This is a genomic window from Streptomyces griseus subsp. griseus (assembly GCF_003610995.1).
Lineage (GTDB): Bacteria > Actinomycetota > Actinomycetes > Streptomycetales > Streptomycetaceae > Streptomyces.
Genome location: NZ_CP032543.1, coordinates 5248085 through 5261452 on the forward strand (window position 1 = coordinate 5248085; position 13368 = coordinate 5261452).

Annotated in this window: 12 protein-coding genes; 8 read left to right on the plus strand and 4 right to left on the minus strand. The window is 71.1% G+C overall.

All coding sequences use genetic code 11. The annotated features are described in order from the left end of the window. Positions 1–2 precede the first annotated feature (2 nt). From D6270_RS23845 to D6270_RS23860, 4 genes are all read left to right on the plus strand, one after another. Positions 3–920 carry a F0F1 ATP synthase subunit gamma gene (locus D6270_RS23845; RefSeq protein ID WP_018509907.1) on the plus strand — a complete coding sequence of 306 codons (918 nt, stop codon included), beginning with the start codon at positions 3–5 and terminating at the stop codon, positions 918–920. After that, the gene (gene atpD, locus D6270_RS23850; protein WP_109163582.1) at positions 921–2372 is read left to right on the plus strand and encodes a F0F1 ATP synthase subunit beta; all 1452 of its coding nucleotides are present in this window, start codon (positions 921–923) and stop codon (positions 2370–2372) included. It abuts the gene before it with no gap. Between the two features lie 109 nt (positions 2373–2481). Beyond that, a complete protein-coding gene (locus tag D6270_RS23855; protein WP_109163581.1) occupies positions 2482–2856 on the plus strand; it encodes a F0F1 ATP synthase subunit epsilon in 375 nt (124 codons plus the stop codon). Between the two features lie 141 nt (positions 2857–2997). Then, a complete protein-coding gene (locus tag D6270_RS23860) occupies positions 2998–3444 on the plus strand; it encodes a DUF2550 domain-containing protein (RefSeq protein ID WP_084749361.1) in 447 nt (148 codons plus the stop codon). 159 nt (positions 3445–3603) lie between these two features. On the opposite strand, the gene D6270_RS23865 is transcribed toward D6270_RS23860, so the two are convergent. From D6270_RS23865 to D6270_RS23875, 3 genes are all read right to left on the minus strand, one after another. Then, positions 3604–5481 carry a glycoside hydrolase family 18 chitinase gene (locus D6270_RS23865; RefSeq protein WP_109163580.1) on the minus strand — a complete coding sequence of 626 codons (1878 nt, stop codon included), beginning with the start codon at positions 5479–5481 and terminating at the stop codon, positions 3604–3606. Positions 5482–5670: 189 nt separating this feature from the next. After that, complete coding sequence (locus D6270_RS23870; protein WP_109163579.1) at positions 5671–6321, minus strand: response regulator; 651 nt, start codon at positions 6319–6321, stop codon at positions 5671–5673. After that, complete coding sequence (locus tag D6270_RS23875; protein ID WP_109163578.1) at positions 6318–7505, minus strand: sensor histidine kinase; 1188 nt, start codon at positions 7503–7505, stop codon at positions 6318–6320. Before D6270_RS23875 ends, D6270_RS23870 begins: the two co-directional genes overlap by 4 nt. 151 nt (positions 7506–7656) lie before the next feature. On the opposite strand from D6270_RS23875, the gene D6270_RS23880 reads away from it, so the two are divergent. Then, the gene (locus D6270_RS23880; protein ID WP_109163577.1) at positions 7657–8226 is read left to right on the plus strand and encodes a hypothetical protein; all 570 of its coding nucleotides are present in this window, start codon (positions 7657–7659) and stop codon (positions 8224–8226) included. A gap of 48 nt (positions 8227–8274) precedes the next feature. Here the strand turns inward: D6270_RS23880 and D6270_RS23885 are convergent, their stop codons facing one another. Further along, positions 8275–8847 (minus strand): cob(I)yrinic acid a,c-diamide adenosyltransferase, encoded by a 573-nt coding sequence (locus tag D6270_RS23885; RefSeq protein WP_109163576.1) that lies wholly within the window; start codon positions 8845–8847, stop codon positions 8275–8277. A 386-nt stretch (positions 8848–9233) separates the two neighbouring features. Between D6270_RS23885 and D6270_RS23890 the strand changes: the two genes are divergently transcribed. The 3 genes from D6270_RS23890 (at position 9234) to D6270_RS23900 (ending at position 13338) form a co-directional block, all read left to right on the plus strand. Beyond that, positions 9234–10082: a 3-hydroxyacyl-CoA dehydrogenase family protein gene (locus tag D6270_RS23890; protein WP_109163574.1), complete on the plus strand. Its 849-nt coding sequence runs from the start codon at positions 9234–9236 to the stop codon at positions 10080–10082. A 212-nt stretch (positions 10083–10294) separates the two neighbouring features. Beyond that, a complete protein-coding gene (locus D6270_RS23895) occupies positions 10295–10618 on the plus strand; it encodes an STAS domain-containing protein (RefSeq protein WP_093693102.1) in 324 nt (107 codons plus the stop codon). Between the two features lie 221 nt (positions 10619–10839). Continuing rightward, complete coding sequence (locus D6270_RS23900) at positions 10840–13338, plus strand: AAA family ATPase (RefSeq protein ID WP_109163573.1); 2499 nt, start codon at positions 10840–10842, stop codon at positions 13336–13338. The last annotated feature ends 30 nt before the right edge of the window (positions 13339–13368 follow it).

Genomic DNA, 13368 nt, shown 5'->3' on the forward strand with positions numbered 1-13368 from the left:
CGATGGGCGCTCAGCTTCGCGTTTACAAGCGCCGCATCCAAGCCGTCACCGCGACCAAGAAGATCACCAAGGCGATGGAGATGATCGCCGCCTCGCGCATCGTCAAGGCGCAGCGCAAGGTGGCGGCGTCGATGCCGTACGCGACCGAGCTCACCCGTGCGGTGACCGCGGTGGCGACCGGCTCCAACGCCAAGCACCCGCTCACCACCGAAGCCGAAGCGCCGACCCGCGCCGCGGTCCTGCTCGTCACGAGCGACCGCGGTCTGGCCGGCGGCTACTCCTCCAACGCCATCAAGGCGGCGGAGCGGCTCCGGGAGCGCCTTGCCGGTGAGGGCAAGGAGGTCGACACGTACATCGTCGGCCGCAAGGGTGTCGCGTACTACGGCTTCCGCGAGCGCAAGGTCGAGGAATTCTGGACGGGCTTCACCGACAACCCGGCGTACTCCGATGCCAAGCGCATCGCCGCCCCGTTGATCGAGGCCATCCAGAAGGAGACGGCCGAGGGCGGCGTCGACGAGCTGCACATCGTCTTCACGGAATTCGTGTCGATGATGACGCAGAACGCGATCGACGACCGGATGCTGCCGCTTTCGCTCGACGAGGTGGCGCAGGAGAGCACCCGCAAGGGCGAGATCCTTCCGCTGTTCGAGTTCGAGCCGTCGGCCGAGGACGTCCTCGACGCCCTTCTGCCGCGCTACGTCGAGAGCCGTATCTACAACGCACTGCTGCAGGCGGCCGCTTCCGAGCACGCCGCCCGCCGCCGCGCGATGAAGTCGGCCACCGACAACGCCGGGGACCTCATCAAGAGCCTCTCCCGGCTTGCCAACGCGGCCCGCCAGGCCGAAATCACCCAGGAAATCAGCGAGATCGTCGGCGGTGCCAGTGCTCTGGCCGACGCGACCGCGGGGAGTGACAAGTAAATGACGACGACTATTGACAGCGCCGTGACGGCCGCTGCCACGGGCCGCGTCGCCCGGGTCATCGGCCCGGTCGTCGACGTGGAGTTCCCCGTCGACGCGATGCCGGAGATCTACAACGCCCTGCACGTCGAGGTGGACGACCCGGCCGAGGCCGGCGCCCGCAAGACGCTGACCCTCGAAGTCGCCCAGCACCTGGGTGACGGCGTGGTCCGGGCGATCTCGATGCAGCCCACCGACGGCCTGGTCCGCCAGGCCCCGGTGACCGACACGGGCACGGGCATCACCGTCCCCGTCGGTGACATCACCAAGGGCAAGGTGTTCAACACCCTCGGTCAGATCCTGAACGAGCCGGAGGCCGAGGCGCAGATCACCGAGCGCTGGCCGATCCACCGCAAGGCCCCGGCCTTCGACCAGCTCGAGTCCAAGACCGAGATGTTCGAGACCGGCCTGAAGGTCGTCGACCTGCTGACCCCGTACGTCAAGGGCGGCAAGATCGGTCTCTTCGGTGGTGCGGGCGTCGGCAAGACGGTCCTCATCCAGGAAATGATCATGCGTGTGGCGAAGCTGCACGACGGTGTGTCGGTGTTCGCCGGTGTCGGCGAGCGCACCCGTGAGGGCAACGACCTCATCGACGAGATGACCGACTCGGGCGTTCTGGAGAAGACCGCGCTCGTCTTCGGCCAGATGGACGAGCCGCCGGGGACGCGTCTGCGCGTGGCCCTGTCCGCCCTGACCATGGCGGAGTACTTCCGCGATGTGCAGAAGCAGGACGTGCTGCTCTTCATCGACAACATCTTCCGCTTCACGCAGGCCGGTTCCGAGGTCTCCACGCTGCTCGGCCGTATGCCGTCCGCGGTGGGTTACCAGCCGACCCTGGCCGACGAGATGGGTGTGCTCCAGGAGCGCATCACCTCGACGCGTGGTCACTCGATCACCTCGATGCAGGCGATCTACGTCCCCGCGGACGACCTGACCGACCCGGCCCCGGCCACCACGTTCGCCCACCTCGACGCGACGACGGTTCTCTCCCGTCCGATCTCCGAGAAGGGCATCTACCCGGCCGTGGACCCGCTGGACTCGACGTCCCGCATCCTGGACCCGCGTTACATCACGCAGGAGCACTACGACACGGCCAGCCGCGTCAAGGGGATCCTGCAGAAGTACAAGGACCTCCAGGACATCATCGCGATCCTCGGTATCGACGAGCTGGGCGAGGAGGACAAGCTCGTCGTCCACCGTGCCCGTCGCGTCGAGCGCTTCCTGTCGCAGAACACCCACGCCGCCAAGCAGTTCACCGGCCTGGACGGTTCGGACGTCCCGCTCGACGAGTCGATCGCCGCGTTCAACGCGATCTGCGACGGGGACTACGACCACTTCCCCGAGCAGGCGTTCTTCATGTGCGGTGGCCTGGACGACCTCAAGGCGAAGGCCAAGGAGCTCGGCGTCTCCTGAGCCTCCGGCTCACCGAGGGGGGTGGGTCTGGTCCCACCCCCCTCACCACGCCCCGTAGAATTGAACCGACACCCGGCCGGACGGCCGGGTGGTGACCCGAGGAGCCCCCTTGGCTGCTGAGCTGCATGTCGAGCTGGTCGCCGCGGACCGCAGTGTCTGGTCCGGCGAGGCCACCCTGGTCGTCGCGCGCACCACGTCCGGCGACATCGGCATCATGCCCGGTCACCAGCCGCTTCTCGGTGTGCTGGAATCGGGCCCGGTGACGATCCGCACGAGCGAGGGCGGTACCGTCATCGCTGCTGTGCACGGTGGTTTCATCTCGTTCGCGGACAACAAGCTGTCGCTGCTGGCCGAGATCGTCGAGCTGGCGGACGAGATCGATGTCCAGCGCGCCGAACGTGCGCTGGAACGTGCGAAGTCGGAAACGGACGCCGCTGCCGAGCGGCGCGCCGAGATCCGTCTCCGTGCGGTGGCGGTGCTCTAGCACCCCACGGACAGGTGTTTTTACTCAGCCGCGGCCCGCGCTGGAGAAATCCAGCCGTGTCGCGGCTGAGGCGATGCGGGTGCAATTCAGTTCGAATCGGTTCGTTATCCGTTACTCGACGATGCGAGGAGGTCGGTGGAGATGGTCCTCGCGTTGTGGGTGGGCGTATCCGTCATCGTGCTGGTCCTGTTGGGGCTGTTCGTCTTCGGTCTGCGCCGGCGGCTGATCCAGCGGTCCGGAGGCACGTTCGACTGTTCCCTCCGCTGGGACGTCTCCGAGGAGCCGGACCCCTCCGGCAAAGGCTGGGTCTACGGGGTCGCCCGCTACAGCGGTGACCGCGTCGACTGGTTCCGTGTCTTCTCCTACGCTCCTCGCCCCCGCCGGGGCCTGGAGCGTTCTGCGATCGAGGTGATCGCCCGCCGGCTGCCGGAGGGCGAGGAGGAGCTGGCGCTCCTGTCCGACTCCGTCGTGCTCGGCTGTCTCCACCGGGGGACCCGCCTGGAGCTGGCGATGAGCGAGGACGCGCTGACCGGATTCCTCGCCTGGCTGGAGGCGGCGCCCCCCGGCCAGCGGGTCAACGTCGCCTAGGAGGCAGTCCCGCCGGAAGGGGGTCCCCCCGGACGAAGACCGGGGGAGGGCCGATGTGGCGTGACACCGTACGGAGGCAGCGAAGAGCCGGGGAGACGGGGGGCGGACCCGTCTCCCCGGCCGTTTTCCGGGGTGGTGCGTGCCGTTACGGCGTGGGGACTACTTGAGACCGTTGTTGATCGCGCTCACCAGTTCACCGTTGGTGGTGTCACCGGAGAACTCCCAGAAGAACGCGCCACCGAGGCCCTGGTTCTTCGCCCAGGTCATCTTGGAGCCGATGGTGGCCGGGGTGTCGTAGCTCCACCAGTTGGTGCCGCAGTGCGCGTAGGCCGTGCCGGCGATGGTGCCGGTGGCGGGGCAGGTGCTCTTGAGGACCTTGTAGTCCTCGATGCCCGCCTCGTATGTGCCCGGGGCCGCGCCGGTCGCCGTGCCGCCGGGGGCGGCCTGGGTGACGCCGGTCCAGCCGCGGCCGTAGAAGCCGATGCCGAGGAGCAGCTTCTTGGCCGGAACGCCCTTGGCCTTCAGCTTGGCGATGGCGTCGGCGGAGGTGAAGCCCTCCTGCGGGATGCCGGTGTACGGGGTCAGCGGCGAGTGCGGGGCCGTTGGGCCCTTGTTCGCCCAGGCGCCGAAGAAGTCGTACGTCATCACGTTGTACCAGTCGAAGGACTGTCCGGCACCGGCGTAGTCGGCGGCGTCGATCTTGCCCCCGCTGGAGCCGTCCGCGGTGATGGCGGCGGTGACCAGGTTCTTGGAGCCGAACTTGGCCCGCATCGCGGAGGCCATGTTCTTCAGCGCGGCCGGGCCGCTGGTGTCACAGGTCAGGCCACAGGCGTTGGGGTACTCCCAGTCGAGGTCGATGCCGTCGAAGACATCGGCCCAGCGGGGGTCCTTCACCAGGTCGTAGCAGGACTGCGCGAACGCGGTCGGGTTCTGGGCGGCCTGCGGGAAGCCACCGGACCAGGTCCAGCCACCGAAGGACCAGAGGACCTTGATGTGCGGGTACTTGGCCTTCAGCTTGCGCAGCTGGTTGAAGTTGCCGCGCAGGGGCTGGTCCCAGGTGTCCGCGACGCCGTCGACGGACTGGTCGGCGGTGTACGCCTTGTCGTAGTCGGCGTAGGAGTCACCGATGGTGCACTTGCCGCCCTGCACGTTGCCGAAGGCGTAGTTGATGTGGGTGATCTTCGCCGCGGAACCGGACGTCACCAGGTTCTTGACGTGGTAGTTGCGCCCGTAGACGCCCCAGTTGGTGAAGTAGCCCAGGTTGATCTTGTCACCGGGCGGGGGCTGCTCGCCGCCGCCACCGCCGGTGGTGCGCACCGAGACGGAGCCGGAGACCGGGCCGAGCTGGTCGATGGTGTCGCGGGCCTGGACGGCGTACGTGTAGTCGGTGCCGGCGGTCAGTCCGGTGTTGGTGTACGTGGTGCCGGTGACCGTGGCGATCTTGGCGCCGTCGCGCAGGACGTCGTAGTTCTTGATGCCCTTGTCGTCGGTGGCCGCGCTCCAGCTGAGCTTCACCGAGGTGTTGGTGACGTCGCTGGTGGTGGGCGTGCCGGGAGCGGAGGGCGGGTTGTCGCCGGGGACGGTGGAGCCGTCACAGGAGGCGCCGTTGAGCTTGCAGCCGGAGGGAGCGCCCGAGCCGGAGCCGTTGAAGCCGAAGCTGACGCTGGCGCCGGGGGCCACCGTCCCGTTCCAGCCGAGGTTCTTGGCGGTCCAGCGGTCGCCGGAGTTGGTGACGGTGGCGTCCCAGGCGGAGCTGACCCGGGTCCCGGTGGGGTAGTCCCACTCGATGGTCCAGGAGGAGAGCGCTGTGGTGCCGGTGTTCTTCACCGTCCACTGGCCCTCGAAGCCGCTGCCCCAGTCAGACTTCTTGGTGTACGTGGCGGTGGCCGACGTGGCAGCAGCGGCCGGGGTGGCGAGACCCACCATGGCGGCGAACGGGACGGCCAGTGCGGTGATTCCGGCGATGACCTTGGACCGGCCGCTGCGCAGCGGGATCCATCTGAATCGGGATCGGCGCGGGGGAGTATCAGTGCTCAACGGTGCTCCTCGGGTGAGGTCCAGCAAACGGGGGTGATTCGTGGACTGCAAACCCTGCGCCGCCCTGAGTACGGGTGCTCTCGTACTCACCGCAGTGTGTGATGGGTGACACTAGGAAGGTCTGGACCAATCGTCAAGAGGTCTGGACCAAAGTTCGAGGAGTGGGCCGTGGCCGGAACGGGCCCGGGATCAGACCCCCAACTCCTGTGCCAGCACGGCCGCCTGGACCCGGCTCCGCATCCCCAGCTTGGCCAGCAATCGGCTGACGTGCGTCTTCACCGTCGCCTCCGCCATCGAGAGCCGGACCGCGGTCTCCGCGTTCGACAGCCCCTCGCCGAGGCACCCCAGCACCTCCCGCTCCCGCCGGGTCAGCGCCTCCAGCACCGCCGGATCGGCCGCACCCGCCGCCCGTACGGTCCGCGCCCCCGCGAACTCCGCGATCAGCCGCCGCGTCACCGCCGGCGCGATCAGCCCCTCGCCGCGCGCCACCGTCCGTACGGCCTCCAGCAGATCGCGGGCATCGGTGTTCTTCAGCAGGAACCCCGAAGCCCCGGCCCGCAGCGCCCCGAAGACGTACTCGTCCAGGTCGAACGTGGTCAGGACCAGGACGTCCGCCAGCTCCTCCGCCACCACCTGCCGGGTGGCCGACACCCCGTCCAGCCGCGGCATCTGTACGTCCATCAGGACGAGATCCGGCCGGAGTTCGCGCGCCAGGCGCACCGCCTCCTCACCGTCCCCCGCCTCTCCGGCGACCTCGATGTCCGGCGCGCTGGAGAGGATCAGCACCAGCCCCGCCCGTACGGCCGCCTGGTCCTCGGCCACCAGTACCCGGATCGTCATGCCCGCATCTCCCTCTCCCGTACGGGCAGTTCGGCCCGAACCCGCCACAACTCCGCGCCGTCGGAACCGGCTTCGAACGTCCCGCCGAGCAGCGCCACCCGCTCCCGCATCCCCACCAGCCCGGCCCCCGAACCCGGCGCGGTAGGCCCGGGGCGGCTGCCGAGCACACTGGTCACCTGGACCGTCAGCACCTCGTCGGCGAGGTCCAGCCGCACCACCACCGGCCCCGGCGCCGCGTGCTTGAGCGCGTTGGTGAGGGACTCCTGCACGATCCGGTACGCGGCCAGCTCCACCGGTGTCGGAAGCGCGGCGGACCCCGCCCCCCGGTTGCCCTCGACCACGCAGACCAGCCCGCCCGGCGCCCCGTTGGTGTTCGCCTGCTCCACCAGCGCGTCCAGCGAGGCCAGCGTCGGGGCGGCGGCCGGGGCCCCGTCCTCACCGCCCTCGCGCAGCAGCCCGATCAGCCGCCGCATCTCCGCGAGCCCCTCCACGCTGTTCTCCCGGATCACCTTCAGCGCGCTCCGCGAGGTATCGGGGTCGTCGATGGACAGGGCCGCCGTGGAGTGGATCGCCACGGCGGAGAGGTGATTGGCCACCATGTCGTGCAGCTCCCTGGCCATCCTGGCCCGCTCGGCGACCACCGCCTGGACCCGGTCCATCTCGGCGAGCCGCGCGGTCTGGGCGGCGGCCAGCCGGGCTGCCTCGGCGGCGGTGCGGTGGTTGCGCACGCTGACCCCGGTGATCGCGGGGACGAAGGAGACCAGCCCGACGACCACACCGATCAGCAGCGCCTCGGGCCTGCGGAACCAGGCCAGGAAGCCGGTCGTGGACGCGACGGTGACCAGGAGCGTGGCCACCGGGAGACGGCGGGCGGCGGCCGGGGTCCCGTACAGCACGGCCGCGTACATGACGTCCGTGAACATCAGGACGGTCGCGAGGCTGCCCCGGGTGAACTGGTCCGCGACCAGCGCGAGCGCGGCCACGGTCAGCGCCGTCCGCGGGGCGCTGCGCCGCAGCAGCTCCGCCGCCGCCATCACGGTCAGCGGTACGAGCGTGATCCAGGGCGCGGAGAAGGGGCGGCCGCCCTGGGTGTGGAGGCCGAGCAGCCACAGGAGCAGCCCTCCGAGCAGCCCGGAGACGGCGAGGGCCACATCGTCGCGGTGGGGGCGGAGCGAGGTGAGCACCCCTCCATCCAACACGTCCCACCGTCGCCGGGCCTCCCTTCGCAGGCCGATGCGCGACTACATCGAAGGATGCAGTCCCGTTTCGTCACTGCCGACGACGCCCGACCGCCCGCCGGACGGGAGGCTGAAGGGAAACGGGAGGAGAGAAGCTGTGATCGCTCTGCTGGTCGTGGCCTGCGAGGTCGCATTCTGGGTACTGCTGGCCGCCGGGCTCGCCCTGCGCTACGTCGCGAGGAAGCCGAGGCTCGGCGCGGCCGTGCTGCTCTGCGAGCCGCTGCTGGAGGTGGTGCTGCTCGTGGTGACGGCGATCGACCTGAGGAACGGCGCCGAGCCCGACTGGAAGCACGGGCTGGCCGCCGTCTACATCGGCTTCACCGTGGGGCTCGGCCACTCCACCATCAAGTGGGTGGACGCGCGGGTCGCGCACCGCTGGTTCGGCGGCCCGCCGCCCGTGAAGCCGCCCAAGTACGGCAGGGCCCGCGCCGTCCACGAGTGGCGCGCCGCCGCCCGCTGGATCCTCGCCTCGGCGGTCGCCCTGGGCCTGCTCCAGGCGGCGATCTGGTACGTCGGCCCGGGCGGCGGGACCAGCTCGCTGCAGAGCTGGCAGCAGAAGATGGTCCTGGTGATCGGCATCAACCTGATCATCGCCGGAAGCTACACGCTCTTCCCGAAGCAGGCCCCGAAGGGCGAGGTGACCGAGCGGGAGCCGGCGGACCGCTAGGGCCAGGCGTCGCGCGGCGGCCGGCGGTCTGACGACAGGCCCTGGGTCCTAGCGCTCGCCGCCCGGCACCCACAGCACGTCCCCGACCTCCTTGTTGGCGATCCGCGCCAGGATGAACAGGAGGTCGGAGAGGCGGTTGAGATAGGTGGCGGTCAGCGCGTTCATCACCTCGCCGTGCACCTCCAGCGCCGCCCAGGTGGACCGCTCGGCGCGCCGGACCACGGTGCACGCCTGGTGGAGCAGGGCGGCCCCCGGCGTACCCCCGGGAAGGATGAAGCTGCGGAGCTTCTCCAGCTCCTCCAGGAACCGGTCGCAGTCCGCCTCCAGCTTGTCGATGTAGGACTGCTCCACGCGCAGCGGCGGATACTCCGGGCTCTCGACCACCGGCGTGGACAGGTCGGCCCCCACGTCGAAGAGGTCGTTCTGGACCCGTACGAGGACCTTCACCACGTCCTCGGAGAGCTGCCCCAGCGCCACGGCGGTCCCGATCACCGCGTTGGCCTCGTTGGCGTCCGCGTACGCCGCGATCCGCAGATCGGTCTTGGCGGTGCGGCTCATGTCGCCGAGGGCCGTGGTGCCCTGGTCGCCGGTCCGGGTGTAGATGCGCGTCAGATTGACCATGGGGCCAGCCTAGTTACGCTCCGGCCCCGCGGAAGACACGCGTGCCCACGGTCACAGCCACCACCTGGAGGGCGCGCTGCCGGAGGAGACCGGGGCAGGGCCCGGCGGCCGGCGGCGAGATGGTGGCGGGCCGCGCCACGGACGAGGTCCCGCGCGACACGCTCGTCCTTCTCGACGGCATGGCGGCCTCCCCGGTGAGAAGGTCCTCAACTACGCGCGGCGCGCCGCCGGGTGACACCGGGTGGTGTGATGTCCGTCATTCGAGACGTGACGCGCATCTCTTCACGGCCCCAGCGCCTCCGACGGGTACTAATCTCCGCCGGAGAGCAATGTGAACCGCCGTGAACAGATGCCGCAGAGGCGGACAGAGAACAAGGGGTGCGAACGTGGCCAGGAAGCTCGCCGTCATCGGAGCCGGACTCATGGGATCCGGGATCGCGCAGGTCTCCGCCCAGGCGGGCTGGGACGTCGTGCTGCGTGATGTCACCGACGCGGCGCTGACCCGCGGCCTCGACGGCATCAAGGCCTCGTACGACAAGTTCGTCTCCAAGGGCAAGCTGGAGGCGGCCGCCGCCGAGGCCGCCCTCGCCCGCATCACCACGACCACCGACCTCGACGCCGTCGCGGACGTGGACGTCGTCGTGGAGGCGGTCTTCGAGAAGCTGGAGGTCAAGCACGAGATCTTCCGCGCCCTGGACAAGGTCGTCGGCGAGAACACCGTGCTGGCCTCCAACACCTCCGCCATCCCGATCACGAAGATCGCCGCAGTGACGGAGCGTCCGGAGCGCGTCGTCGGCGTCCACTTCTTCTCGCCGGTCCCGATGATGCAGCTCTGCGAGCTGGTACGCGGCTACAAGACCAGCGACGAAACCCTCGCCACCGCCCGGGAGTTCGCCGAGTCGGTCGGCAAGACCTGCATCGTCGTCAACCGCGACGTGGCGGGCTTCGTCACCACCCGGCTCATCTCGGCCCTCGTCGTCGAGGCCGCGAAGCTGTACGAGTCGGGCGTCGCCACGGCCGAGGACATCGACACCGCCTGCAAGCTGGGGTTCGGCCACGCCATGGGGCCGCTCGCCACCGCCGATCTGACCGGCGTCGACATCCTCCTCCACGCCACCGGCAACATCTACACCGAATCGCAGGACGAGAAGTTCGCCGCTCCCGAGCTGATGCGCCGGATGGTCGACGCAGGTGACATCGGGCGCAAGAGCGGGCAGGGCTTCTACACGTACTGACCGCAGCCGCACCTCCGCCCCCTCGGCCCGCCGCCAGGGACGGGGAGTGTACCCGGCAGTGTCCGTTCCCCGGCGAACCGACGTCACTCCACCGAGTGAATTCGGTATCGGTTCGCTTACAGACGGCAACTTCCCTGCCGCTGCGGCAGTCAGTTGTGGAAGAGAAGAACCGAGAGACGACCTCGCCACGGAGCAACAGCAGGGGAGCGCATATGCATATCAGGGGCGACCACGCCGAGCTGGTCGTCGGGGGCCGCCTCGACGTCCGAAGCGCGGCGGACGCCCGTACGGTCCTCCACTCGGCCGTCGACGACGGAGCCGGCGATCTGGTGCTGGACCTGACCGAGCTGAGCTCCTGGGACGCCACCGGACTCGGCGTCATCATGGGAGCCCACCGCAGAGCGGGCCGGGCCGGACGCCGTCTCGTGCTGCGCGGCGTCCCGCCGCAGATGCAGCGCCTCCTGGTGGCCACCCGGCTGCACCGCATCCTGGCGATCGAGGGCGGGATCGCCGCCGAATCGCTGCCGCGCGTCTGAGTACGTAGCGACCGCCGGGGCAGAAGAGGCGCAATCCTCACCGGAATGTGACGTCCCGGACGGCATGGCACCCCGCCCGTGCGTGGATACTGTGCGAAGGTCTAGGGTTCGGCCGTCTGCCCCATGACACCCACCCGTGGCAGACACCGGACCGGAAGCGACAGCGGGGCGTGTGAGGCCGGAGGGACAAACCGAGCGCGACGCGTCTGGGGGACTTGTTGATGGACCCGACACACCAGGGGCCGGAAGAGTACGGGCAGAAGGCCGACGACTCCGACGGCCGCCGCCGGCCGTCCCGCGACGCCAACGCCGCCGACTTCGGCCAGCCGGCACCGCAGCAGGTCCGGATCGTCCAGCTCACGGTCGGCGACCTCCTGCTCACGGTCAACCCCGTCGACGGCAGCGAGGTCGAGGCCTGCCCGCCCGGGTACGAGCCCGACGCACCCGTCCGCCGCACCCTCTCCGAACGCGCCGCCCACGAGCGCGCCGGCGCACCGCCCGTCCCGGCGGGCCCGCCCGCCCCGCAGCTCCCCCTGCTGGAGCGTCAGGAGGAGCGCGAGCGGCTGGTCGGCCTGCTGGCCCGCGGCCGCAGCGTCCGTCTCACCGGCCAGGCCGGGTCCGGCCGCACCGCCCTCCTGGACGCCGTCGCCGCCGACTGCACGGACCTGGCCCCCGACGGCGTCGTCCGCCTCAACGGCCACCGGCGCACCGCCGCCGAACTGCTGTACGCCCTCTTCGACGCGACCCACCTCGCCCCGCTGCACCGCCCCGGCCCCGAGGAACTGCTCACCCTCGTCCGCTCCATCGGCGCCGTCGTCGTCATCGACGACCTGGAGATCGGCGGGGCCGCCCTCGACGGACTCCTGGAAGCCACCCCCGAGTGCGCCTTCCTCTTCGGCACCGCGCCCGGCCTCGCCGCCCCCGGCGCCGACGCCCACCTGGAGGAGGTCCTCCTCGCCGGCCTCGGCCGCTCCGCCTCGCTGGAGCTGCTGGAGAAGGTCGTGGAGCGCCCCCTCACCGAGGACGAGCGGAACTGGGCGGGCGACCTCTGGTTCGAGTCCGAGGGCCTCCCGCTCCGCTTCGTCCAGGCCGGATCGCTGCTGCGCCAGCGCGACCTGCTCAACACGGACCCCGCGGCCTTCGACGAGTACGACTACTTCGAGCCACGCCCGGACGACGCGCCCCCGGCCCCCGAACCACCCACCCCCGAGACCCTGGACGTGCCGCTGCCGAGCCTCGGCGAAGGGGCCGCGCCCGCCGTCCTGCTCGCCTCCCGGCTCAGCGAGGCGGCCCGCGAGACCCTGCGCTTCACCGTCGCGCTCGGCGGCGAGGTTCCCCACCAGGCCCATCTGCCGGCCCTCGTGGGCGACACCCACGCGGACGCCGCCCTCGGCGAACTCGCGGGCTGCGGACTGCTCTCCCCGGCCGGCCCCCGCTACCGGCTCGCCGCCGGTGTCCTCGCCCAGCTGGAGGCCGGCGGCTACGCGGAGAGCGCCGCCGCCCACGCCCGTACGGCCGCCCAGCACTACGCCTGGTGGGTCTCCCACCCCTCCGTCACCCCGCAGCGCGCCGTCGCCGAGGCCGACGCGATCGTCGCCGCGATGGGCCGCCTCGTCCCCGACGGCGAGGCGGGCCAGGCCAGCGCCGCCGTCCTGCTGGCCCGCAGCGCCGCTCCCGCGCTGGCGGCCGGGATGAGCTGGGGCGCCTGGGAGAAGGCGCTCAGGGCCGGCCAGGAGGCCGCCAGGATCGCCGGTGAGGTCGCCGAAGAGGCCTACTTCCACCATGAGTTGGGCATCCTCGCGCTCTGCTCCGGCAACCTCGACCGGGCCCGTGCGGAGCTGGAGACCTCGATCTCCATGCGCGGCGCGCTCGCCGACAAGTCCGGGGCGGTGGCCGGCCGCCGCGCCCTCGCCCTGGTCACGGACCGCTCCGGCCGCCTCGTCCCCCCGGTCCGGTCCCAGGCGGGCGACGACATCACCGCCGTACACCAGGACTTCCCCGGTACGCCGCCGGGCGGGTCGTCCCCGGCCCCGCCGCTCTTCGTCCGGCAGCCGGCCGAGGAGGCCCCGACCGTGGTGGCGCCGTACCAGGCCACCGCACCGAAGCCGGGCGGCGGGCGCGCGGTCCTGGGCGGTGCCCGGCGCAACCTGGCCGCCGCGGGCGCGGGCGCGCTGCTCATCGCCGTGCTCGGCACCGTCGTCACCCTCGGCCTCACCGCGGGCGACACCGAGGAGCCGGGCAGCCGCAACGTCACCACCGAGCAGTCGTCCCCCGAGGGCAGCCCCGAGGACGGGTTCCCCGCCGACGAGCCGGACGACGGCCCCGCGCCCGACGACGGCGCACCCGGCAACGAGGCGCCCGCCACCCCGGGCACCTCCGAAGCCGCCACCCCCAGCACCTCCGGCTCCCCCTCGCCGGGCCCCTCGTCGCCGGACGGAAGTTCGCCGGGTACGGGGGAGCCGTCGGGCACGCCGAGCAGCAGCACGTCGGGTGCGCCCACGCCGACGAAGACCTCACCCAGGCCCTCGCAGTCCACGAGCTCCGGCCCGAGCGTCACGCCCACCGAGTCGGAGCCGGAGCCGACTCCCACGGAGGCGCCCACGGAGTCCCCGGAGCCGCCGACCACCTCCTCCTCCGCCAGCGGCCCCGCCGAGTCGGCCAGTGCGAGTGCCACCGCCGAGGCCCCGGCGAGCGGCGACCCCACCGAGACGGCCGCCTGACACACGGAAGCCGGGTGCCCCGCACAGGGA